The organism is Streptomyces sp. NPDC059009, assembly GCF_042740175.1.
In the GTDB taxonomy this organism is placed as follows: domain Bacteria; phylum Actinomycetota; class Actinomycetes; order Streptomycetales; family Streptomycetaceae; genus Streptomyces.
In genome coordinates this window covers 318,011-342,655 of sequence record NZ_JBHYJB010000003.1, presented here as the reverse complement: position 1 = coordinate 342,655, position 24,645 = coordinate 318,011, and the positions used below count along the sequence as shown (strand labels likewise).

Genomic DNA, 24,645 nt, shown 5'->3' with positions numbered 1-24,645 from the left:
GTCCACAGCTGTGGACGGCGCCCCACGGTTCGGCTACGGGGAGGTCACTCCCACTCGATCGTCCCCGGCGGCTTGCTCGTGACGTCGAGGACGACGCGGTTGACGTCCGCGACCTCGTTCGTGATGCGCGTCGAGATCTTCGCGAGGACGTCGTACGGCATGCGCGTCCAGTCGGCCGTCATGGCGTCCTCGGAGGAGACCGGGCGCAGCACGATCGGGTGGCCGTACGTGCGGCCGTCGCCCTGGACGCCGACGCTGCGGACGTCCGCGAGCAGCACGACCGGGCACTGCCAGATGTCGCGGTCCAGGCCCGCCGCCGTCAGCTCCTCGCGGGCGATGGCGTCGGCCTCGCGCAGCAGGTCGAGGCGGTCCTTGGTCACCTCGCCGACGATGCGGATGCCGAGGCCGGGGCCGGGGAACGGCTGGCGCTGGACGATCTCGTCCGGCAGGCCGAGCTCCTGGCCGACCATGCGCACCTCGTCCTTGAAGAGCTTGCGCAGCGGCTCGATGAGCTCGAACTCGATGTCGTCGGGCAGACCGCCCACGTTGTGGTGGGACTTGATGTTGGCGGTGCCGGTGCCGCCGCCGGACTCGACGACGTCCGGGTAGAGCGTGCCCTGCACGAGGAAGGCGACCTCGGGGCCGTCCTCCTGGAGGATCTCCAGCTGCGCCTGCTCGAAGACCCGGATGAACTCCCGCCCGATGATCTTCCGCTTCTCCTCGGGGTCGGAGACCCCGGCCAGCGCGTTCAGGAACCGCTCGCTGGCGTCGACGACCTTCAGGTTCGCGCCGGTCGCGGCGACGAAGTCCTTCTCGACCTGCTCGGTCTCGCCCTTGCGCATCAGGCCGTGGTCCACGTACACGCAGGTCAGCTGGGAGCCGATGGCCTTCTGCACGAGGGCCGCGGCGACCGCGGAGTCCACGCCGCCGGAGAGCCCGCAGATCGCGCGCTTGGCGCCGACCTGCTCGCGGATGGCGGCGACCTGCTCGTCGATGACGTTGCCGGTCGTCCAGTTCGGCTTGAGGCCCGCGCCGCGGTAGAGGAAGTGCTCCAGGACCTGCTGGCCGTGCGTGGAGTGCATGACCTCGGGGTGGTACTGCACGCCGTACAGCTTCTTCTCGTCGTCCTCGAAGGCGGCGACCGGCACGACGTCCGTGGAGGCCGTCACCGAGAAGCCCGCGGGGGCCGCGCTGCACGCGTCGCCGTGCGACATCCACACGGACTGCTCGGCCGGGGTGCCCTCGAAGAGCGTCGAGCCGGGCTTGGAGACGGACAGCGGGGTGCGGCCGTACTCGCGCGCGCCGTTGTCGTCGACCGTGCCGCCGAGGGCCGTGGCCATCAGCTGGAAGCCGTAGCACATGCCGAAGACGGGAACGCCCGCCTCGAACAGGGCACGGTCCACGGTCGGCGCGTTCTCCGCGTACACCGACGAGGGGCCGCCGGAGAGGATGATCGCCGCCGGGTTCTTGGCGAGCATCTCGGCGACCGGCATGGTGCTCGGGACGATCTCGCTGTAGACCCGGGCCTCACGGACGCGGCGGGCGATGAGCTGGGCGTACTGCGCTCCGAAGTCGACGACCAGGACGGTGTCCGGGCTGTCGGGAGCGGCGGCAGCGGGGGTCGCTGAGGACACGGCGGCGGCCTTCCGGCGTTGAGCGTGAGCCGAGCTCGGCGCGGAGTGCGGTGAGCGGGGGCTCAGGGCGTGAGCAGGGGGTCTGTATTTGTCGATTCTAACGGTCCGGCGAGAACCGCCTTCGTCGCATCAGACGGGCGGGGTCCGGCGAGGACCGCCTTCGTCGCATCCGACAGGCGCCCCGTCTCACCATCCGAGCCGCCCGGCGGACCCGATTGACCCGGCGCGCGCCCGCAGGTGCATACTGAGCCCGTGACCAAGCACCTCAGCTTCCTCTTTACCTATGGCAACCGGCCCGCCGGCTGCCATGGTCGAGCTGCTTGATCCACTGACAAGCGACTTCCCAGGCGCCCCGGGCCGACAAGGCCCGGGGCGCTCTGTGGTTTCCGGGCCTTGCCGCTCCGGGGCACCCCTTCCCACCAGGAGCCCCACATGACCGCCACCGCCACTGCCGCTGCCACCGAGAAGACCGGCGCCCACACCCCCGAGGCCGCCGACGTGATCACCGGCGCCCGTGACCGCATCGACGCGCTCGACGACCGCATCATCGGGCTCATCCAGGAACGCATGGCCGTCTCGGCCGTCATCCAGGAGGCCCGCATCGCCTCGGGCGGCCGCCGCGTGAACCTCTCCCGCGAGATGGAGGTCCTCGGCCACTACAGGGACGCGCTCGGCAAGCCCGGCACGACGGTCGCGATGACGCTCCTGGAGCTGTGCCGGGGCCGCGTCTGAGGCGGGCGTCCGCCCGGGGCGCACCGGAGCACCGGAACACCGGGGCACCGGGGCACACCCCGGGCGGACCTGAGTTCGGATGCGTTCTCACCCGTACGGCGCGTGACCGGGCTCGGGCGGGCTTCGTTGGTCCCGATGTCCGTGCCAGCCAGGGGCGGGCCCGAAAGAACCACGCGTGGCTCCGCTGGAGCGATGAGGCGTACGGATCCGTCGGATCCGCTCACGCCGTGGGACCTCGCTCCAGAGATGTGACCGGACGGCAGGGGACAGCAGCCCGGTCACCCAAGAGAACGGTCGGCTCCGGGGACGCCCGGGGCCGGCCGGCCTCCCCTCTCCCCCCTCTCACCCGTCTTCCCCCCGCGGGTCTCCCCCTGGACCCCTCTCCCGTCTCCGTCCCCGTCCCGTGTCCCGATCCCGTCCAGATGTGGTCGAAGCGGTTGCGCCGACAACTGCCCATCCACCACGATGCGTAAGACGGGGCTTCAAGTCCCGTACCCCAGAACTCCATTGCCATTGGTCGATACCAGTCGGGCGCCCCCTGTGCGCCGGGTCGGCCACCGGTAGCCATGGTCAGCGGCGCACTCCCCCCGGCGCCGCCCTGTGGCACCGACGCTGCCCTGACGTCGGTGCTGACAGCCGAGGGCCCCGCGGATCCGTCCCGCGGGGCCCTTCGCTCTGCTCTCAACTCCCCGACCCCGTGGGCTACTTCGCCACCTTGGCGAGCTGCGCGTCGACGACCGCCGCGGGCAGCTTGGGCTCGGCCCTGGTCGCCTCGTCGGCGACCCCGTCCTCCCCGGCGACCTCCGGCTCGTGGAAGTTCTCCGCCGTGAAGGCCACGAGGGTCGCGCCGCTGCGGACGACCGTGACGTTCTTGCGGACGAGGAACGTGCCCTTGCGGCTGGCCAGTTTGTACGAGACGGTCTCGTCGCCCTTGTCGGGCGCGGCTTGGCTGCGCAGGCCGAAGGAGCGCTCGCCGCCGTCCCAGAAGGTCACGCACTTCTTGGACTTCAGCGCCGTCCGCAGGTCGGCCATCGCCTTCTTCGCGCCCGTGCCCTCGTACGAGGAGAGCCGCACCCTCGTCGACGTGGCGTCCTCGAGGTCGGCGCCCGTCACCACACGGTCCACATGCGCCCCGGCGCCGGACGGCGGCGCGGACGCGAACGCCCCGGCCAGCGGGCGGCAGACGTCCGGCCGCACGGCCCCGCCCCTGGCGCCCCGCGCGTCCCGGCCCGTGCCCTCGTCGACCTTGTAGCCCGGCACGTCCTTCTTGGTCAGCGCCGCCCGCTCCAACACCGTCTGCGCCGAGGGCTGTCCGCCGCCCTGCGCGGCCGCCGACTTCGACGGCTTCGTGCCGCCCTCGTCGTCACCGCCCCCGTCGCTGCTGCACGCCGCCGCCAGCCCCAGCACCGCCACCACCGAAGCGGCCCGCACCGCACGCCTCACCGTCGACCTCATGCCCTGTTCCCCACCTTCGTCTTGCAGTCCCCCAGTACGACTCAAGATCACCGCATTCGGTTCCGTCACCGCACGTCGGGCGGGAGCCGCGGCGCAGACCCGCCATCAGGGCCAGAGCCGACCCGCCACCAGGCCCAGGGCCGAACCCGTCTACCAGGCCCAGAACCGATAAGGGCTCAACAGCACGATCAGCAGGGCCATCCCGCCGATCACGATCACCACGCTCAGCACCCGGCGGCGCCGCTCGCCCCGGGGGTCGGCGCGCGGGCCGTCCGGGGCGGCGCGCCAGCCGTCCGGGCGCCAGGGCTCGGCGGGGCCACCGTGCCGGTCCGGGTCCTTGCGCTCGCGGCGGCGCCTGCGGCGGCTCAGCCCCTCGGTGCGCTGCCGCTCGGCCTCCTCGTCGAGGCGGCGCAGCCGTTCGGCCACCATGCGGGCGCGCGCGGACGGCTCCTTCGGGGCCTCGGACCGCCGGATGTCCCGCTCGCTGTCCTCCTCGAACTTCCGCCACACCTCGTCGGGTATGACGGGGTCCTCCTCCGGTCCACCCGGACCGCCGGATGACTGCACGGCCACGCCGCTCCCCCATTTCGTCGTCGTCTCGTTCGCCATCTCGTCGTCAAACGCGGGCAGTTGTACGACACCTGAGGGCAACGGCACAAGGCGAGGCCGGAATCGTGCGCCAGGGACGTGACGCACGCCACATAAGAATTCTGTGAAATCGAGGACAACCATTCACAGGGAACACGGGTCATGCATGCGTAACAACGGCCACACCCGCGCCCCACCGCGGAGGGCTCCCACCTCCGCACTGCGAAACCGACGCAGTGCGCCGGACTTCGCTGAGGTCTTCATGAAGCTTCGCCGTGCCATGGCGGCCGCAGCCGCCACGGCTGCCATAGCCCCGCTCGCGCTCCTGTCGGCTCCGGCCGCGTTCGCGACCGACGACACCACCCCGACGCCGACCGCATCGGTCTCCGAGACGGCTCCCCCGACCGACACGGCCAAGCCGACGGACACGGCCGGGCCGACCGAGACGGCGAAGCCGACGGACACGGCCAAGCCCACCGAGACCGCCAAGCCGACGGACACGGCCAAGCCCACCGACACGGCCAAGCCGACCGACACGGCCAAGCCCACCGAGACCGCCAAGCCGACCGAGACCGCCGAGCCCACGGACGAGCCGTCCGAGTGCCCGGTCGACGAGGACGGCAACGACGCCGACTCCGCGCTCGAACTCGCGGTCACCGGCCTGCCCGGCAAGATCGTCGCGGGCAGCGGCTGGCACCAGTTCAACCTGACGGCGTCCAACCACAGCGACCAGGCGCTCGGCGAGGTCCAGTGGCTGGCGGCCGTGGACAGCTTCTCGGAGAGCGACGACGAGCGCGACTGGCTCTCCACCTACGCGCAGATCCAGTACTTCAACCCCGAGACCAAGACCTGGGAGTCCATCGCGGACGAGGTCGAGGGCGGCCTCTTCTTCGGCTCGACCGAGCTGGGCGCCAAGCAGAAGGTCGACATCAAGCTGCGCCTCAACATCAGCGCCAAGGCCCCGGCGGGCGCGGGCTACGCGCTCGGCCTCGGCGGCTACCTGGACTCCGAGAAGAACTGCGTGCACAACACGTTCGGGTTCTACGAGTTCACGGTCCTGAAGCCCGGCAGCCACAACGAGGACCCGGGCACCGCCACACCGGACGACGGCGGCCACAAGCCGCAGGGGGGCAAGAAGCCGCAGGGCGGCGCGCAGGAGATCCCGACCACCGGCAGCCTCGCCGAGACCGGCTCCAGCTCCATGCTGCCGACCCTCGGCCTCGTCGGCGGCGTCGCCGTCGTCGCCGGTGCGGGCGCGGTCTTCGTCGTCCGCCGCAAGAAGGGCGCCGACGCCGCCGCGTAAGGCCGCCTGAAGCCGCGTGAAGCGGCCACTGAGCCGCGAAGGACCTGCACTCGGAGGGGGGTGCAGGTCCTTTCGCGTACGCAAGTGGCGCGCAGCGGACGCTAGTCGGCCTTCGGTGGCACCGTCGGCATCCCCAGGAACGGCAGCCGCAGCGCGCCGAACGCGTCCGCGGGCACCGCAGGGGCCTTCGGCTCGACCGGAGCGAGCCGCCGGTACGCGGTGCCGGGCGCCGGACGCGGGTCCTGTGCGCCCTTGTTGGGCCAGAACGACATCGCGCGCTCGGCCTGTGCGGTGATCGTCAGGGACGGGTTCACACCGAGGTTCGCGGAGACCGCGGCGCCGTCCACGACGGAGATGCCGGGGTGGCCGTAGAGCCGGTGATAGGGGTCGATGACGCCGCTCTCCGGGGAGTCGCCGATCGGGCAGCCGCCGAGGAAGTGCGCGGTCAGCGGGGTGCCCATGAGCTCGCCGACGTTCGAGCCCGCGAAGCCGTTGATCTCCTCGGCGAGCAGCGTCGCCGCCTGCGTGGCCTCGGGGATCTGGTTGGGGTTCGGCGCGCCATGGCCCTGCCTGGCCGTCAGCAGCCCCTTCCCGATGCCCTTCTCCTTGCGGTACGTGGTCAGGGAGTTGTCGAGGGTCTGCATCACCAGGCCGATGATGGTCCGCTCCGACCAGCGCCGGTTGGAGAGCGAACGGACCATCAGCCAGGGGTGCCTGGCCCCGTTCAGGAGCCAGCCGGCGACCCGCGCCTTGCCGCCGCCCTTCGCGCTGTAGGGCACCTGGAGCAGCGTCATGCCGCCCATCGCGTTGGACTTCTTGCCGTAGCGGACCGGCTCGATGTGGGTGGTGTCATTGGGGTGGATCGAGGACGTGATGGCGACGCCCTTGGTGAAGTCGACCCGGTCCGCGCCGTGTTGGCGGCGGTAGCGGCGGTCGTCGGTCTGCGCGCCCACGAGGGCCTCGGAGTTGGTGCGGGTGAGCGCGCCGAGGCGAGCCGAGATGCCGGGCAGCAGACCGGCGTCCTTCATGCGGTGCAGCAGGGTCTGGGTGCCGTACGTCCCGGCAGCGACCACGACCCGCCGCGCCCGGAACACACGGCCCTTGCCCTTCTTCTTCTGGTCGGTCGGCAGCGTGGAGACCGCGTAGCCGCCGCGCGAGTCCTCGGTGAGGGCGACGACGGAGGTCATCGGGTGGACGACGGCTCCGGCCTTCTCGGCGAGGTACAGGTAGTTCTCGTTGAGGGTGTTCTTCGCGCCGTGGCGGCAGCCGGTCATGCACTCGCCGCACTCGGTGCACGCCGTGCGCGAGGGGCCCGCGCCCCCGAAGTAGGGGTCGGGAACTTCCGCGCCCGGCTTGGCGGTCGAGGTCCCGTCCGCGTCGTCCTTGTCGCCGAAGAAGACCCCGACGGGCGCCATGTGGAAGCTGTCGCCGACGCCCATCGCCTGCGCGGCCGCCTTCAGATGGACGTCGGAGGGCGTCATCGTCGGGTTGAGGCGCACCCCGAGCATGCGCTTGGCCTGCTCGTAGTACGGCGACAGCTCGCCCTGCCAGTCCGTGATGTCCTTCCACTGCGGGTCGTTGAAGAACGCCGCGGGCGGTACGTACAGGGTGTTGGCGTAGTTGAGGGAGCCGCCGCCGACCCCGGCGCCCGCGAGCACCATGACGTTGCCGAGCAGATGGATGCGCTGGATGCCGTAGAGGCCGAGGGCGGGCGCCCACAGGTAGTTCTTCAGGTCCCAGGAGTTCTTGGGCAGCGTCTCGCGTGTGAAGCGGCGCCCGGCCTCCAGGACGCCGACGCGGTAGCCCTTCTCGGTGAGGCGGAGGGCCGAGACGGAACCGCCGAAGCCGGAGCCCACGACGATGACGTCGTAGTCGTACTCCTCACCGGCGCCCTCGTTTTGGGCAGAGCTCTCCTGTGACATTGACTCTCCTCGTTGAAAACTCTGCGGGCCGGGGCTGCTCAGGGCGGGCTAGCGCAGCCGGAACGCCTTCATCACCTTGAGGCTGGCGCTCATGAACGCCGCGTACTTCTCGTCGTCCATCCCGAACGACGGCGCCAGCGGGATGAGCCGCTGGTGCGCGACGGTCTGCGCCTCCGTGTACTTGAGGATGCCCTCGGAGCCGTGCCGGCGGCCGAGCCCCGAGTCCTTCATGCCGCCCATCGGCGACTGCACGCTGCCGTAGGCGGGCGCGAAGCCCTCGTTCACGTTGACCGTTCCGGTACGGAGGCGGGCGGCGACCTTGCGGCCGCGGCTGCCGTCCTTCGTCCAGACCGAGGAATTCAGGCCGTACGAGGTGGCGTTGGCGAGCTCCACCGCCTCGTTCTCGTCGGTGAAGCGGTAGATGGAGACGACCGGGCCGAAGGTCTCCTCGGCGCAGACCGACATCGGGGACTCGACGCCGTCCAGGATCGTCGGCTCGTAGAAGTACGGGCCGATGTCGGGCCGGGCGACGCCGCCCGCGACGAGCGTGGCGCCCTTCGCGACCGCCTCGTCCACATGCCGCTTGGTGGTCTCCAGCTGCCGCTCGCCGACAAGGGATCCCATCTCCGCCCCGTACGCGAGGGAGCGCCCGAGCCGCATGGCCTTGGTCCGCGCCGCGAACCGCTCCACGAACTCATCGGCGATGGACTCATGGACGTACAACCGCTCGATGGAGATGCAGAGTTGGCCCGCGGACGAGAAGCAGGCGCGCACCGCGCCGGCCGCCGCCTTCTCCACGTCGGCGTCGTGCAGCACCAGCATGGCGTTCTTGCCGCCGAGTTCGAGCGAGACGCCGACGAGGCGGCCCGCGGCGCCCTGCGCGACCTCGCGGCCGGTGCGGGTGGAGCCGGTGAAGGAGACGTAGTCGGCGTGCTTGACGATCTCGGGCCCGACGACCGGACCCTCCCCGATGACGACCTGGAAGACCTCGGACGGCAGCCCCGCCTCGATGATCAGGTCACGGGCCCACAGCGCGGTCAGGCAGGTCTCCGTGTCGGGCTTCATCACCAGCGCGTTGCCCGCGACGAGGGCGGGCAGGGCGTCGCCGATGGACAGCTCGAAGGGGTAGTTCCAGGGCGCGATCTGGCCGACGACGCCGCGCGGCTGCCGGTTCTCCGTCACCTTCGTGAGGGTCGGCACGACGCCGGTGTGCCGCTTCGGGTTCAGATACGCGGGGGCCTTGCGGCCGTAGTGGCGGGCGGCGACGGTGACGGCCTGGAGCTCCTCGTGGGCGTGCAGGCGGGCCTTGCCGGTCTCCAGCTGGATGAGGTCGAGGACCTCGGCCTGGCGCTGGAGGACCAGGTCGTGGAAGCGCAGCAGGACCGCGGCACGCTGCCGCACCGGGGTGCGCGCCCAGGCGACCTGGGCGACACGGGCGCGCTCGAACGCGGTGGCCACGTCCTCCGGGGTCGACTCCGGTATGTCGGCCAGCTTCTCGCCGGTGAACGGCGTGTGGTTGGCCGTGCGTCCCGAGCCGATGACGTCGCGGGTGAGCTGGGCGACCAGCTCCGGCGTGACCACGTCGGCGGCGGTGCGCACGCCGTCGGGGGCGGGGGCGATGGGGTTCGTACCGTGGGGCGCCGCGCTGGCCTGCGAGTCCGTCATGGTCGTGAGATTAGGCGCCCGCGGGGGTTTTGGGTACCCATCGGTAATCAGCTTTCACGGACCGCACACACCACGCCAGTGATCGCTGGCAACAAAGCCGCTGATCAGGGCGTTGTCCATGTACACACCGCACAGAGATCGCACCGGGAAGATCTCTTCAGGGCGTCGGTGAAGATCCCCTCACGAGTTCACCATCGCCTTGCCGATCTTGAGGCGCTCACGCACTCCCTTGAAGAGCCCGGTGCCCTTCTTCTCCTCCTTCGTCCCCTTGGGCATGTCGACGCGGAGCTCATAGAACTCCTGGTCGTCGGTGATGATCCCGAGCTGCATGCAGCGGGTCGCGTCCCCCACGGCCCGCTGGTCGTCGTCGTACGTGGTGTCGGCGATCGCCGCGTCATAGCCGTGGAAGGACGTCTTGGTGTAGTTCGAGCGTGCGTTGTTGTCGTTGTCCTTCCAGAACTCGCCCATCTGCCGCGCCCAGGTCAGCGCGGGCGTGGAACCCATGGCATGCCTCGTCAGGCGCACCAGGACCGCGCCGTCGCCCTCCTTCGCGCCGTACTCCACGAGCCGCTTGCCCTGGGCCCAGTTGGTGTCGCTGTCCTCACGCGCGTACGCCTGGTAGTCCCTGGGCACGGAGAGCTCCGCGACGATCTTGCTCTCCCGGCGCACCTTCCACGGGTCGGGCTTCGTCTCGGGCTCGCGGGGCGGGGCGATCTCACCGCTGTCGCCGCCCTCCGATGCCGATGCGCCGTACGAGGATTCGTCGTCCCTGCTCACGGAGACGCCGACCCAGATTCCCCCGCCCACGAGCAGGGCACCCGCGAGGGCGGCGGCGATCAGGGCCGGGGTGCGACGGGACGGCTCGGCGGCGCCGTCCGGACCGGAGGTGACGGTGGGCCCTTCGGGAGTGTCCGGCTCGGGGGCGGCCTTCGCGGCCGGGCGCCCCATCTTCATGGTGCCCACGTCGTCGGCCAACTCCCGCATGCCGGACGGGTCTTGAGCAGGCGGCTGCGGCCCGGTGAAGGCATCCGGCAGCGCCCGCCCCTCCGCCACGGCCGCCAGCGCGAGCGCCACGTCCCCCACGCCGGGCCGCGCCTCGGGGACCTTCATGAGCAACCCCTCGATGAGCGGCCCCAGTTCACCGGCCCGCACGGGCTTCGGCACCTCGGCGGACAGCACGGCGGCGAGCGTGGACTCGACCGTCGTACGCCGGAAGGGAGACCACCCCTCGACGGCCGCGTAGAGCAGCACCCCGAGCGACCACAGGTCCGACTCGGGCCCGGCCCCCCGCCCCGACATCCGCTCGGGCGCGATGAATTCGAGGGAGCCGACGAACTCCCCGCTCATGGTCAGGGACTCCTCGCCCTGGACGTGGGCGATCCCGAAGTCGGTGAGGACGACGCGGCCGTGCGCGCCGATCAGCACGTTCGCGGGCTTCACGTCCCGGTGCACGATGCCCTTGGCGTGCGCGGCGCCGAGCGCACCGACGACGGCGAGGCCGATGCGGGCGGACTCGGCGGGCGGCAGGGCGCCCCGCTGCAGCACTTCGTGAAGGCTCTCGCCCCGGATCAGCTCCATGACGATCCACGGGAGCCCGTCCTCCACGACCACGTCATGGATGGCGACGGCCGCCGGGTGCTCGACGCGCGCGGCGGCGCGCGCCTCCCGGTAGAGCCGCGCGGCCATGCGCTCGCGCGCGGGCCCGTGCGGATCCCCGGGCAGCCTCGGCTCCTTGACCGCGACGTCCCGCCCGACCAGCTCGTCCACGGCACCCCACACGGTGCCCATGCCGCCGGACCCGATCCGCTCCCCGAGCCGGTAACGCCCGCCTATCAGGCGCCCGTCCCCCGGCCCGGCCCGGCGTCCCCCGTCGTTGCTCATGGGTCATGAGTACCGTGCGGGGGTGTGCCGGGGCCAGTCCGGTTAGAGCTTCGTGATGTCCAGGTTGGCGATGGCGGCCTTCGCCACGTCGCGGCCGCGCTCGGTGAAGTCGCCCTTGGACGGGTAGTCGATCCAGAGCTTGTACATGTCGCCGGACTTGGCCTTGTAGTAGAAGACCTTGGACTCCCGGGCGCGCGGGGTGTCCGAGTCCGTCTGGTCATCGACCCAGACGACGGTGTTCTCCGCCGCCGCCTGCTCCTTGTACTTGGTCTCCTTGGTCGTGCCCTTCGGAGCCGGATCCTCCGCCATCCAGGAGAAGTCGCTGTCCTGATTCTCCATGCCCTCGACGTCGTCGTACGCTTCGGCCGCGGCGCTGCCGGCGATCTCGTTGAGGCTGTCGTCCGACTTCTTGTCCCGGTAGAGGGTGATCGAGATCGCATAGCTCGGGTCCGTGAACCGGACCCAGTTCTTGTCCGTGTCCGTATCCGAGGGCACAGACTTGGCATACCCCTTGGGCGCCGCCACCGTCGCCCCCATCGCCTTCAGCGGGTGCTCGGTGAGGCCGCCCGCCAGCTCCTCGTCCCCCGCGAACGGGTTCACCGCGACGAGCACCCCCGCCACCACCACCGCGACCACCGCCGCCCCGATCCCCAGCAGCGCCTTCCGGCTGAGGGTGACGCCGCCCTTGGCGCCCGCAGGGCCCGCGGATCCGTCGGCGCCGGCGAGGGGCGCGAACTGCGTGGCCGCCAGCTGCTGCGGCGGCTTGACCGCCTCCTCGAGCAGGCCCCGCACCTGGACCGCGTTCGGCCGGTGCGCCGGGTCCTTCGCAAGGAGGCCGTTGATCGCGTCGGCCAGCGGCCCGCTCGCCGACGCCGGCGCCGCGGGCGTCGCGTTCAGGACCGACTGGAGCGTCGCGGGCGTATTGCTGCGGCGGAAGGGCGAGACACCCTCCGTAGCGGCGTAGAGGACCACACCCAGCGACCACAGGTCGGAGGCCGGACCCGGCCGCTGCCCCAACACCCGCTCCGGCGCGATGAATTCGGGGGAGCCGACAAAACCCCCCGTGTCCGTCAGGTTCGTCTCGCCCTCGATCTGCGCGATGCCGAAGTCGGTGAGGACGACGCGGTCGTGGCGGCCGAGCATGACGTTGTCCGGCTTCACGTCGCGGTGCAGGATGCCCGCCTGGTGCGCGGCGTCCAGGGCGTTCAGGACCTCCAGGCCCACGCGCGCGGCCTCGCGGGCGCTCAGCGTGCCCTCCTGGAGCGCATCGCCGAGGGAGCGGCCCTGCACGAACTCCATGACGATCCACGGCTGACCGTCCTCCACGGCCACGTCGTGGACGTTCACCACCGCCGGGTGGTCGAGCCGGGCCGCCGCCCGGGCCTCGCGGCGCATCCGCTCGAAGGCGTTGGCCCGCTCCCGCTCGGGGAGGTGGTCGGGGACCCGGGGCTCCTTGACCGCGACCTCGCGGTCCACCGTCTCGTCCTTGGCCCGCCAGACGGTGCCCATGCCGCCGTGGCCGAGCTTGCTGAGGAGGCGGTAGCGGCCCGCGATCAGACGGCCCGCGCCCGGGTCGGGCGCGGAAGGAGCAGCGGGAGCAGCGGGAGCAGCAGGGGCCGCCGGGGCCGACGGCTGCTGATCAGGCTGACCCTGCTGCCCCGGCACCACCTGCGTCGGCTGCGCATACGGCGACGGGGGCGGCGTGGGGGCTCCGGGGTGCTGCGCGGGCACACCCGGCCGCTGCGGCGGCTGGAGGCCGAAAGTCGTCGGGTCGTTCGGGCCGTAGGAGGGTCCCCCGTTGTCACTCATGGCTCCATCCCTACCGTGCGAGGCACCCCCGATTCCACTCGCGTACCTGATTTGTGACCCGCTGCGAACCTTCGCACCCCGCCCGTCTCACGTACGGGGACCCGGGCTCACCCCCGTACGAACGAGTCCACCGCCGTGTCGAAATACCGCCGCCCCTCAGCCGCCTTCCCCACCGGAGCCGACACCCACACGTCATACATCCGGCCACCCTCCTGCCAGCACAGGTCGACCGTGTGCCGGGCGCCCTCCTTCTCCGTGAAGCCGTCCCAGCTGAACTCCCACAGCGCGGCGGGCCTGCCGTTGTGGGTGGTCTGGGTGACCGAGCCGCCGCGGTAACCCGGGTTGTTCGCGGGCCCCTTGGCGGCCGAGCGGCGCTGCACGGCGAGGGGGCCGCCGGGCTGCGGTGCGGCCTCCTTGACGCCGATGCGGAAGGCACCGTCCGGCGAGACGTAGAAGATCCGCGGGCCCTGCTGCTCGCGCGTGAAACCTTTCGGCACGGCGAGCATGAAGCCCTCGGGGTCCTGCGCCACCCGGTAGCCGTCCGGCGCCTCGGGCGTGCTGGGCCTGGGCGTACGGGTCCCCTTGGTGACCGTCACGGTGGGCGTGGGGCGCGGCCCGTCCGTCGTCGCGGACGGGGGCGTGGGGGCCGAAGTCGTGGGCGCGCCGCCGCCGTTGCCGTCCCGGCCGAGGAGCAGCACCGCGGACACCCCGCCCCCGGCCACCGCCGCCACCAGGGCCGCGGCGATCAGCGCGGTGCGGCCGCGCCGGGAAGCGGCGGCCGGGGCGGGGGCGCCGCGCGTCGGGACGGGCCGCGCGGGCACGGACCGCATCGTCGGCGAGTACGCGGGGGTGCGCCCCCCTCTGGCCCCGCCCCTCGGACCGCCCTTCGGCCCGCCTCCCGGCCCGGCGGCCCCCGGCATGCTGCCCGTCTCCACGTACGCGCGCAGCAGCCGCTCCGCCGCGACCACGTCCAGGCGCAGATCCGGGTCGCGTTCGAGCAGGCCCAGGACGACGGGCAGCAGCGGCTCGACGACGGCGGGCGGGCGTATCTCGTCGTAGACGACGGCGTGCAGCACCCCGCCGATCGAGTCCCGCCGGAACGGCGACTCCCCGGTCAGCGTGGTCACCAGGAGCGCGCCGAGCGACCACAGGTCGGACTCGGGCCCGGTCCGCTCCCCCGCCATCCGCTCCGGCGCGGTGTACTCGGGCGAGCCGACGAACGAGCCGATCTCCGTGAGCGTCGTCGCCCCGGTGACCTGCGCGATCCCGAAGTCCGTGAGCACGACGCGGCCGCTGGCCTCCTCCATGAGGACGTTGGCGGGCTTGAGGTCGCGGTGCAGCACCCCGGAGGAGTGCGCGGTGCGCAGGGCGCCGAGCAGGTCGAGGCCGATCCGCGCGGCCTCGCGCGCATCCAGCGGCCCTGTCCGCGAGATGCGCGCCGCGAGCGAGTCCCCGTCGATGAACTCCATGACGATGTACGGGTGGTCGTCCTGCACCACCACGTCGTGGACCACGATGATGTGCGGATGCCGCAGCTGCGCGACGGCCCGCGCCTCGCGCAGGGTCCGCTCCCGCTGCAGGGTGGCCTCCGCGTCGGACAGCGTCTCGTCGAGCACGAGTTCCTTCACCGCGACCCGACGCCCGAGCAAACGGTCGGTGGCGCGCCAGACGACCCCCATGCCGCCCCGGCCCAGCCGCGCCTCGAGGTGGTAACGGCCTGCTATGACACGGCCGTTGCCCCCACCAGCGTGACCTCCCAGGCTCCCCATGCGGCCATCATGCCCCACACATGTGCGAAGGAAGGCGACTGGTTCCGGTACGAGGACGGGATCAGGACGGGGGATCAGGACGGGGGATCAGGCCGGTGAACCAGGACGCGAGGTCAGGCCCGGACCGTCACCGCTCCCGCCAGCTGCGCAGCATCGCGTCGAACTGTCCCCGCATCTTGTCCCGCTCCGCCGCGGGACCCGACAGATAGATCGCGTACTCGACGCCGTCCTTGCTGAAGTACGTCTGCTCGATGGCGTACCGGGGACCCGCCGTCGTGTCGTTCGCGCCGCCCGTCCAGCTGAACTCCCAGAGGGCGCCGGGCTGGTCGCGGAAGGTGTTCGAGTTCAGCTGGAGCCGCTTGTACTGCGGCAGCTTGACCCGCAGGTTCTTGTCCAGGGCCACCTGATGCGTGTACGGGGACTCGAACTGCGGCTTGCGGTCGATGGCGATGCGCACGAAGCGCCGCCCGCCGTCCGGCGTGTAGTCGATCTGGTTGCCGTCCATCTGACGCTGCCAGCCCTTGGGCACCATGAGGCTGAAGCCCTCGGCGTCGTGCTTGCGCACCCAGCCGGTGGGGATCTGCCCCTCGCCGCCCTTCCCCGGGTCGTTCGCCCCCGCGCCCGGGTCCCCCTGCGACTGCCCGGAACCCTTGTCCCGGTCCTGGTACTGGAGATACGCCACGGCGCCACCGCCGCCGAGCAGCGCGGCCAGGACGGCCACCAGGACGACGGCGGGCCAGCGGCGGCGCGGCTTCGCGGACGGCTCGGGCAGGGCGCCGCCGCGTACGACGGTGTCGGACGGGTGGGGGTGGGGCGACGGGAACGGCGCGGCCCCGACCGGCGATACGGACGAGGAGACCGACTGCGTCGGCGTGTGCACCCGCGTCGGCACATACGCCTGCGCCGCGTCGGGACGGCGCCCCTCCGCGGCCTCGGCCAGCATCTGCTCGGCCTCGTCGGCGCCCGGCCGCACGGCCGGGTCCTTGGCGAGCAGCGCCATGATGACGGGCCCGAGCGCGCCCGCGTGCTCCGGCGGCGCGGGGTCCTCGGTGACAACGGCCTGCATCGTGCCGAGCGGAGAGGTGCGCCGGAACGGGGAGTTGCCCTCCACCGCCGTGTACAGCGTGGCGCCGAGCGCCCACAGGTCGGAGGCCGGCCCGGGCGCCGCGCCGCTGACCCGCTCGGGCGCCAGGTAGTCGACGGAGCCGACGATCTCGCCGGTCCGCGTGATCGTCGAGTCGCCCTCGACCTGGGCGATCCCGAAGTCGGTGAGCAGCACGCGACGATCGCGCGAGAGAAGGACATTGCCGGGCTTCACGTCCCGGTGCAGCACCCCGGCGGTGTGCGCGGCGCGCAGGGCCCGCAGCACCCAGAGGCCGATGCGGGCGGCCTCGCCCGGCTCGACCCGGCCGTCGTCCCGCACGGCGTCCGCGAGGGAGGGGCCCTCCACGAGCTCCATCACGATCCACGGCCGGTCGTCGTGCTCCAGGACGTCATGGACGGTCACGACGGCGGGGTGGTTGATCCGGGCGGCGGCGCGCGCCTCGGTCTGGGTGCGCGCGAGGAGGACCGCGCGGTCGGCCTCCTGCACGTACTGCGCGGCCGTCAGTTCCTTGACCGCGACGGCCCGGTGCAGCACCTCGTCCTGCGCGCGCCACACCCGTCCCATGCCACCGCGGCCGATGGACTCACCGAGTCGGTAGCGGCCCGCGAGGAGCAGGCCCTGCATCTGATTCACGTTCCCCCGCAATGGTCTTGACAGGGCAAGGTTAGGGAGCGGTGACCTCTCAGGGAACCAGCGGGGGTGCATGGAGACCGCTCTGTGACGCATGACGCGTAGGGACGGGGTGTTCCACGGTGCACGAAGGGTCCGCCACGGAGCGCCGCCTTGCGCCGGGCGCGCGCGGCCTCAGCACATCGCGCGGGTCGGCCCTCAGCCCTTCGTCCGGGTCATCAGCCCTTCGCGCGGTACGAGTTCTGCGCCGCCTCGTACAGCCGGTCCACCTCGTCGCGCTCGGCCTCGGGCCCGCGCACCTGCACGACGTGGTACGAGTCGCCGACGACGATCGCGACGTTGCGCACGAAGATGTCGCCGCCGTCGGGCCCCTGCCAGGTGTACTGCCCCTCGGCCATGGCGCGTCCGCCCACATCGATGCTGCGGAGCCCGCCGACGGTGGCCCAGGAGGAGTCGCGGTAGGGCTGCAGCTCCCGCTCGTTCTCCTTCTGGTACTTCATGGGGTCGGTGCCGTACTCGTCCGTGCCGTCCCGGCCGGGCACGACGAGGAGCTCGAAGGAGCCGTGGGTGTAACGGACCTGCCCCCGCCCGTTCTTGGGCTGGCGGTCCCAGCCGCGCGCGACGGCGACCTGGAAGCCCTCGGGGTCCTTGCGGAGCGTGAAGCCCTGCGGCACCTCGGGCGCGGTGGTCTGCGGCTCCTCGGAGCCAGGGCTCTTCTCCGGCTTCTCGCTGGGCTTGTCGCCGGGCTTGTCGTCATCGCTGGAACCGGCGGTCGGCTCCTTGTCGCCCGGCGCCTGACTGACCTCGCCCGCCGCACCGGTCTGCCCGCCGCCCGCGCCCTTGTCGTCCGAGCCACCGCTCTTGGGCATGAACAGCATCGCGTACGCCACCGCGGCGACGAGTCCCACCAGGACGGCGATCAACAGCAGCCGCCCGAGCGACCTGGGCCCGCGCGCCGCACTCCGCGGCCCCGCGCCCGCGGCCACCCCGGCGCTGCTCATGGAGGCGGAAACCCTGGTCGCCCTGGGCGGCTTGGGCGCTCTGGCGGGCCGGGGGGCGCGCGGCACCTTCGCGGGCTTGGGAGCCCGGGGCGGCTTCGGCGCCTTCTGGACCTTCTGCGCCTTCCGCTCCTTGGTCTGCTTCGGCACGCGCACGCGTACGGCTTCGGTGGCCCGCCCCTCGGCGAACCGGCCCTCGGCAAACCGGTCCTCGGCGGGCCGGCCCTCGGCAAACCGGCCCTCGGCGGGCCGGCCCTCGGCGGCGAGCGAAGCCCCCTCACCGCGACCGCGCTTGTGCCGCCCGTGCCCGTTGGCCGCCGCGGCCGAGGCCCCGCGACGCCACCGCCTGCGGACGATCTCACCGCGGCGCCGCACGATGGGCAGCCGGCGCGCGTCGAACGGCGGCGCGGGCACGACGTCCGCCCCCGCCTCCGGCTCGGGCGCGGACCGCACCAACGACCGCAGCCAGCCGCGCAGTTCCTCGAAGTCGAGCCGATCGGTGGGGTCCTGGCGCAGCAGCGACTCCACGACGGGCCGCAGCGGACCGCACTCCTCGGCGAACGCGGGCGGCTCGGCGCAGACCATCTGCACCAGCTCGGTGGTGCTGTCCTCCGGGTACGGGGCGTGCCCCTGCACCGCACGGAACAGCAGCGCGCCCAGGGCCCAGAGGTCGGTGGCGGGCCCGATGGGCGCCGCCAACTGCCAGTTGGCGTGCACGGGCCCGGCCTGCTCGGGCGCCCACCGCTCGGTGACGGGCCCCACGACAGCCATCCGCGCCTGCCGCGCCCGCTCGGCGGCGAGCGCGGTCCCGGGCCCACGCCGGGCCCCACCGGAAGCCGCGCCCTCCCCCCATCCGCCGCTATCGCGACCGCCACCGGCACCGGACCCGGCACCGGACCCGGCCTTGACGAGCTCCACCCCGGTCTCGGCATCCACGGCACGAGCGCCCCCGGCCTGCATCCCGCGCGAACGCTCGAGATCGGCGGCACTGGCAGGTGCGTACTCCGACTCGGGGTCGAACGAGGCTTCACGGTCGGCGCTGACTCCGCGACCGAACGAGGCTTCGCGGTCGTACGAGCCTTCGCGACCGTATGAGGCTCCACGGTCGTACGAGCCTTCACGGTCGTACGAGGCTCCGCGGTCGTACGAGGCTCCGCGGTCGTACACGGCGGCCTCCGGTTCGTACCCGGAGTACCGGGACTCCCGGTCCAACTCGGAGTCCGGCCCGTCCTCGAACCCCGGCTCGCCCTCGAAATCGGCCCCGGACTCGCCCTCGTACGCGCCCCCGTACTCACCGCCCCCGTACTCGCTCCCGTACCCCGCCTCCCCCTCCACACCCTCGGCCCCGTCCGGCCCCTCAACCGCCCGCACATCGAACCCGTCCGGCAACCCCCGCTCGCTCAACACCCCACGAGCACCCTCGAGTCCGGCCGCCCCGTCACCCCGCAGCGGCCCCTGGCCCGCCCGCCAGTCGGCGATCCCGCCCACACCCGGGCGGGGAACGGCCCCGTGCCACGTGCTGCGACTGCTCCGGCCACTGCTGCCCCGCACCCCGTAGGGGTCGGCTATCCGCCCGCTGCTGTCACCGTCGTCGGCGCCGTCCTGGTCCTGCCCCTGAGCCCGGCCCTGGTCGCGGTCCCGCTCCCGGCCCCCGTCGGGCCCCTCACCCGCACGCTCCTCACGCACCCGGGCAGCCGCCCTCGTCCCCGCCTGGTACGCGGCTATGGCCCCACCGGGCAACACCCGCGACTCCCACCCCTCTTGGGCCTCCCGGTCCTGCCGGTCTTGCCGGTCTTGCCGGTTCCCCCGTGCCTCTCGGGCCTCTCGGGCCTCTCGGGCCTCTCGGGCCTCTCGGGCCTCTCGGATCCCCTGCCCCTCCCGGGCCCGGGACTCCCCAGCCCGGTACTCCAGTTCGGCCCTGGGCTCACGCGCCCCCTCCAAGACCTCCGGAGCCTCCGCCTCAGCTCCCCCGTCCCCGCCCCCGACTCCCTCGCCGCCCCCGACTCCCTCGTCCCCCTCCGCCGACCCCGGCTCCCCCTGCTCCTCAGGCCGCGGGTCGTACCCGCACAACGCCTCCTCCGCCGCCCCCACGGCCAGCCCCGTCAGCATGACCCGGCCGTCGTCGCAGACCAGCACCGTGCGCGTGGTGATGTTCCGGTGCACCCAGCCGTGCGCGTGCAGCGCCCGCAGCGCCGTCAGGACGTCGGCCGCGATCTCGGCCGCGCGGTACGGGGTCAGCGGCTGGTCCTCGAGGAGCGCGGACAGCGGCCGCGCCGACACCAACTCGCTGACGATCCACAGCGAACCGTCCTCCGCGAACACATCGAAGACCTGGTCGAGCCGCGGGTGATCGGGGATCTGCGCCGCCGCCTGTGCGGCCTCCATCGCGCGCCGCACCGCCGGGTCCGTGGGCCTGCGCGTCGACTGTCCGGCCCGCCCGGAGCCCCGCTCGAAGCCGCGCCCCTGCCCCCGCTGCGGCGCCGCGACGGCCACCGCCCCCGGACCGGCCCACTCCTCCGCGTCGAGCACCTCGGCCTCGACCGTCTCCGGCAACGGCACCTGTCTGACCAGGACTTCCTGGCCGCTGTAGGTGTCGAAGGCCCGCGTCTCCGCGAACGTGTCCGCGAACTCGTGCTCCTCCGCGGACGGCAGCGGCAGCCGGTAGCGGTCGGCGAGAACCCGACCCGCGTATTCGTCCACGACGCCTCCCCCGTCCCGCCGGTGGTCAATTCCGTTCGCTCAAGGGCCTGTTGCGGATACGCAGGCGCCATTTCCGGCTGCGCATAGTCCGCAGGCACTCACGATACGTGCCGAAGGCGAACAGCAGTCAGGACTTCGGCTTGAAGGTCCGGGTGAGCGTCTTCCAGGTCGCCCGCCGGTCCTTGCTCCCCCAGTCGTCGGCCTTGGCCGTGTACATCATTCCGTAGCCCAGCCCGTCGTTGACGACGAAGCCCCTGTCTATCGACCGGTACTTCGTGCCTCCCTCGACGTAGGTGAACTCCCAGTCCGCCGTGTTCCAGCCCCGGAAGTCCACCTTCTCTATCCGAATCCGGTCATACTGCGCCCTGCGCATGTACGACTCCTGACTCTTCCAGTCGGCCACCGGATCGTCCTTGGGCGTGTGCGTCCAACCCACCAGCAGCTTCTGCCCGTTGGGGCCGGTGAAGCGGGCACCCGAGGCACCGGTGGAGCTGTACTTCCAGCCCTTGGGCAGCCCGATCGTGAAGCCCTGACCGTGCTTGTACGTGGATGCGGCGCCCTCGTCCGAATCCTTGCCCTTGTCGCTGTCGTCCTTCGCCGGATCGTCCTGCCCGGCCCCGGAGCCCTCGCCCTTGCCCTTGTCCGGCTGCGTGCCCTGTCCGTCGCCCTTGCCGGAACCGTCGTCCTTGGCCGGGTCCTTGTCCTTGCCGTCGCCCCCGGTGGCCCCGCTCGACGCGGTCTTGTCGCCGCCCTTGCTGTCCTTGCCGGAGCTGTCGCCACCGCTCAGGGCGATCGCGAGGACCGTACCGAGCACGGCGAGCGCGACCACCACGGACACGATCACCAGCGTCCGGCGCGGCACCACGTCGGTGAGCGACGCCTTGGGCGGCCCACCGGGCCGGGCCGGCATCGGAGCCGTCGCCGCGACTCCCGTCTTGGCCCCGCCAGTTGTCCCCGCCGCCGAACCGGCCGCCGCGGCACCCGCGCCCTCAGCCGCGGGCGAAGCCGACGGCACAGGCGGCACCGCACCGACCCCGGCCGCCTTCGCCCCGACCGCCTTCGCCCCAGCCGCCTTCTTCCCGGCCTCAGCCTGCCCGGCCTCAGCCGCCTGCCGACCAGCCTTCGCCGCCTCGGCCACCCCGGCACCACCAGCGGCCCCCTCAACAGCAGCCGCCCCCTTCGCGCCGACGGCCTGCTCCGCACCGTCCTGCGCAGCAGCACCCTTGGCACCTGCGGCCTTGGCACCCGCGGTCTTGGCGCCCGCGGCCTTCGCCCCGGCACCCTTCGCGCCAACTGCCTTGGCCCCGGCGGCCGAACCCGCCGCCGCGGCAGCCGCCTTCTTCCGCACCGAGCGGAACGCCCCGCGAAGCCGCTCAGCCGCCTCCTCGCCCCTGCTGCCGCCCCCGGAGGAGCCGCCCGCACCACCGGAACCGGAACCACCCGGAACCGGCGGCAGCGGCACGACCTTCGTCGCCTCGACCGGCTCGGCCGCACGCACCTCGGGAGCGTGGAGCACCTCCGTGAGGAGCGTCCGCGCCCCGGCGTCGTCGAGCCGCTGCTCCGGGTCCTTGGCGAGCAGGCCGTAGATGACCTTCTCCAACGGACCCGCGTTCACCGGCTGTTCCACCGGCTCGGTCATCACCGCGGTGAGCGTCGCGATGGCCGAACCCTTGTCGTACGGAGGCACGCCCTCCACGGCCGCGTACAACAACCCGCCAAGCGACCACAGGTCCGCCGCGGGGCCGGGCTTGTGCCCGCGCGCCCGCTCCGGAGAGATGTACGAGGGGGCACCGACGAGCATGCCCGTCGACGTGATCGACGGGTCGCCCTCGACCTGGGCGATGCCGAAGTCCGTGAGCACGACGCGCCCGTCCTCGGCGATCAGCACGTTCGACGGCTTCACATCGCGGTGCAGGATGCCCTCGCGGTGCGCCGAGCGCAGCACGTCCAGGATCGCGAGGCCCACCTCGGCGGCCCGCCGGGGGGTGAGCGTGCCGTCCTCCCGGATGGCCTCGGCGAGCGACTTGCCCTCGACGAGCTCCATCACGATCCACGGCCGGTCGTCCTCGTCGACCACGTCGTACACGGTGACCGCGCTGGTGTTGCGGATCCGGGCGATCGCCTTGGCCTCGCGCAACGTACGCGTGATCAGGCGCCGCTTCTCGTCCTCGTCGATGCTGGAGGGGAAGCGCAGTTCCTTGACGGCGACCGTACGGCCGAGCGTCTCGTCCTTCGCGCGCCAGACCGTGCCCATGCCGCCGCGGCCGAGCACTTCTCCCAGCCGGTAGCGCCCGGAGAGGAGACGTTCGCTCTTGTCCTGACGGGCCTCACCCGTCTGCTCCGCGTCCGACATGCGTCCCCTCTGCTTGCTACCGCTGCGACCCGCGCAACCCGCCCTGACAGAGCCTTCATTGTCCCTCACGCGAGGACCGGTCGTCGCCGCGGGTCCTCAGTCCCCCACGAGAACCCGCACACAACCGACACCTGGCGGGCGTTGACCCCGGCCGAGCGCTCCGTCGCTCCTTAACCCCCCTTCACCCAAGCCGAGTTCCCCCTCCCGAGGAACCCTCCACCCCTGCGCCTCCACCCCTGCGTCCCTACCCCGACGAGCCCTACGACAGCGGCACGATGTCCGGCGCCCCGAGCCGCGCCGCGTCCGCCGTCAGGTCGTCCGGCTGCCGCTGGGACTCGCGCTCGGCCTCCACCCGCTTCTCGTAGTGCTGCACTTCGCGCTCGACCTGGTCCTTGTCCCAGCCGAGCACGGGCGCCATCAGCTCCGCGCACTCCCGCGCGCTGCGCGTACCGCGGTCGAAGGTCTCGATCGAAATGCGCGTGCGCCGCGTCAGCACGTCGTCCAGGTGCCGGGCGCCCTCGTGCGACGCCGCGTACACCACCTCGGCGCGGAGGTAGTCGTCGGCGGCCGGCATCGGCTCCCCGAGCGTGGGGTCCCCGGCGATGAGTTCGAGCACCTCCTCCGCCAGCGCGCCGTACCGGTTCAACAGGTGCTCCACGCGCACCACATGAAGCCCTGTCCGGGCGGCGATCCTCGCGCGCGCGTTCCACAGCGCCTTGTAGCCCTCGGCGCCGACGAGCGGAATGTCCTCCGTGACACAGTCGGCGACGCGCTGGTCCAGGCCGTGCACCGCCTCGTCCACCGCGTCCTTGGCCATCACGCGGTACGTCGTGTACTTGCCGCCCGCGACCACGACGAGCCCCGGCGCCGGGTGCGCCACGGTGTGCTCCCGGGACAGCTTGCTGGTCGCGTCCGACTCCCCGGCCAGCAGCGGCCGCAGCCCCGCGTACACTCCCTGCACGTCGTCCCGCGAAAGGGGCACCGCCAGCACGGAGTTCACATGCTCCAGGAGATAGTCGATGTCCGCGCTGGAGGCGGCCGGGTGCGCCTTGTCCAGATCCCAGTCGGTGTCGGTGGTCCCGACGATCCAGTGCCGCCCCCAGGGGATGACGAACAGGACGCTCTTCTCGGTCCGCAGGATCAGTCCGGTCGAGGAGCTGATCCGGTCCTTCGGCACGACGAGGTGGATGCCCTTGGAGGCCCGGACGTGGAACTGCCCGCGCTCGCCGACCATCGCCTGGGTGTCGTCGGTCCACACCCCCGTCGCGTTCACGATCTGCTTGGCGCGGATCTCGTACTCCCCGCCGCCCTCCACGTCCTGCACCCGGGCCCCGACGACCCGCTCGCCCTCCCGCAGAAAGCCGGTCACACGCGCGCGGTTGGCCGCCTTCGCGCCGTACGCCGCCGCCGTGCGCACCAGCGTCGCGACATAGCGGGCGTCGTCCATCTGGGCGTCGTAGTACTGCAGCGCCCCCACCAGCGCATCCTTCTTCAGACAGGGCGCGACCCGCAGCGCGTGCTTCCGCGTCAGATGCCGGTGCATGGGCAGCCCGCGCCCATGCCCCTTGGACATCGACATCGCGTCGTACAGCGCGACGCCCGATCCCGCGTACAGCCGCTCCCAGCCCTGGTGCTGCAGCGGATACAGGAAGGGCACAGGCTTCACGAGATGCGGCGCCAGCCGCTCCAACAGCAGCCCCCGCTCCTTCAGCGCCTCCCGCACGAGCGCGAAGTCCAGCATCTCCAGATAGCGCAGGCCGCCGTGGATCAGCTTGCTGGACCGGCTCGACGTGCCCGACGCCCAGTCCCGCGCCTCCACGATCCCGGTGGACAGACCGCGGGTCACGGCATCGAGGGCGGTGCCCGCACCGACCACGCCCGCGCCCACGACCAGGACGTCGAGCTCCCGATCGGCCATCGACGCCAGTGACTCGGCACGCTCCGCCGGGCCCAGAGTTGCTGTCCTCACCGCTGCCTCCCGTGTGCGATCGGCTGTGGTCGCGCTCACATCATGCCCAGATTCTTCTCGACCTCGCTCCCCTCAGGCGCCACCTGTGGACAACACTCCGAGGTCGGGAGCAGGGCAATGCCGCAAATCGGT

General features: G+C 72.3%; 14 protein-coding genes. 2 read left to right on the top strand and 12 right to left on the bottom strand.

Annotation, left to right across the window (positions count from 1 at the left end; genetic code table 11):
- Positions 1-44: 44 nt before the first annotated feature.
- Positions 45-1,634, bottom strand: a complete 1,590-nt coding sequence (gene guaA, locus ACFWYM_RS05135; RefSeq protein ID WP_384830100.1) for a glutamine-hydrolyzing GMP synthase — start codon at positions 1,632-1,634, stop codon at positions 45-47.
- A gap of 432 nt (positions 1,635-2,066) precedes the next feature.
- On the opposite strand from guaA, the gene ACFWYM_RS05130 reads away from it, so the two are divergent.
- A complete protein-coding gene (locus ACFWYM_RS05130; RefSeq protein WP_384830097.1) occupies positions 2,067-2,366 on the top strand; it encodes a chorismate mutase in 300 nt (99 codons plus the stop codon).
- 702 nt (positions 2,367-3,068) lie between these two features.
- Here ACFWYM_RS05130 and ACFWYM_RS05125 read toward each other — a convergent pair.
- Entirely contained in the window at positions 3,069-3,821 is a 753-nt protein-coding gene (locus ACFWYM_RS05125; protein WP_384830094.1) for a hypothetical protein, read from the bottom strand.
- Between the two features lie 150 nt (positions 3,822-3,971).
- Positions 3,972-4,394 carry a hypothetical protein gene (locus ACFWYM_RS05120; protein ID WP_384830092.1) on the bottom strand — a complete coding sequence of 141 codons (423 nt, stop codon included), beginning with the start codon at positions 4,392-4,394 and terminating at the stop codon, positions 3,972-3,974.
- Between the two features lie 277 nt (positions 4,395-4,671).
- Between ACFWYM_RS05120 and ACFWYM_RS05115 the strand changes: the two genes are divergently transcribed.
- Complete coding sequence (locus ACFWYM_RS05115) at positions 4,672-5,712, top strand: LAETG motif-containing sortase-dependent surface protein (RefSeq protein WP_384830089.1); 1,041 nt, start codon at positions 4,672-4,674, stop codon at positions 5,710-5,712.
- A 101-nt stretch (positions 5,713-5,813) separates the two neighbouring features.
- Here ACFWYM_RS05115 and ACFWYM_RS05110 read toward each other — a convergent pair whose 3' ends face one another.
- The 9 genes from ACFWYM_RS05110 to ACFWYM_RS05070 form a co-directional block, all read right to left on the bottom strand.
- Positions 5,814-7,634, bottom strand: a complete 1,821-nt coding sequence (locus ACFWYM_RS05110; RefSeq protein ID WP_384830086.1) for a GMC oxidoreductase — start codon at positions 7,632-7,634, stop codon at positions 5,814-5,816.
- A 48-nt stretch (positions 7,635-7,682) separates the two neighbouring features.
- On the bottom strand, positions 7,683-9,299 hold the full coding sequence (locus ACFWYM_RS05105) for a succinic semialdehyde dehydrogenase (protein ID WP_384830083.1): 1,617 nt from the start codon (positions 9,297-9,299) through the stop codon (positions 7,683-7,685).
- A 180-nt stretch (positions 9,300-9,479) separates the two neighbouring features.
- Entirely contained in the window at positions 9,480-11,180 is a 1,701-nt protein-coding gene (locus ACFWYM_RS05100; protein ID WP_384830080.1) for a serine/threonine-protein kinase, read from the bottom strand.
- A gap of 42 nt (positions 11,181-11,222) precedes the next feature.
- On the bottom strand, positions 11,223-12,989 hold the full coding sequence (locus ACFWYM_RS05095; protein WP_384830077.1) for a serine/threonine-protein kinase: 1,767 nt from the start codon (positions 12,987-12,989) through the stop codon (positions 11,223-11,225).
- 107 nt (positions 12,990-13,096) lie between these two features.
- Positions 13,097-14,758, bottom strand: a complete 1,662-nt coding sequence (locus ACFWYM_RS05090; RefSeq protein ID WP_384830074.1) for a protein kinase — start codon at positions 14,756-14,758, stop codon at positions 13,097-13,099.
- A gap of 127 nt (positions 14,759-14,885) precedes the next feature.
- Positions 14,886-16,487, bottom strand: coding sequence for a serine/threonine-protein kinase (locus ACFWYM_RS05085; protein WP_384830163.1), 1,602 nt, complete (start codon positions 16,485-16,487; stop codon positions 14,886-14,888).
- 224 nt (positions 16,488-16,711) lie between these two features.
- Entirely contained in the window at positions 16,712-20,191 is a 3,480-nt protein-coding gene (locus ACFWYM_RS05080; protein ID WP_384830070.1) for a protein kinase, read from the bottom strand.
- 127 nt (positions 20,192-20,318) lie between these two features.
- Entirely contained in the window at positions 20,319-22,544 is a 2,226-nt protein-coding gene (locus tag ACFWYM_RS05075) for a serine/threonine-protein kinase (protein WP_384830067.1), read from the bottom strand.
- 259 nt (positions 22,545-22,803) lie between these two features.
- Entirely contained in the window at positions 22,804-24,513 is a 1,710-nt protein-coding gene (locus ACFWYM_RS05070) for a glycerol-3-phosphate dehydrogenase/oxidase (protein ID WP_384830064.1), read from the bottom strand.
- Positions 24,514-24,645 lie beyond the last annotated feature (132 nt).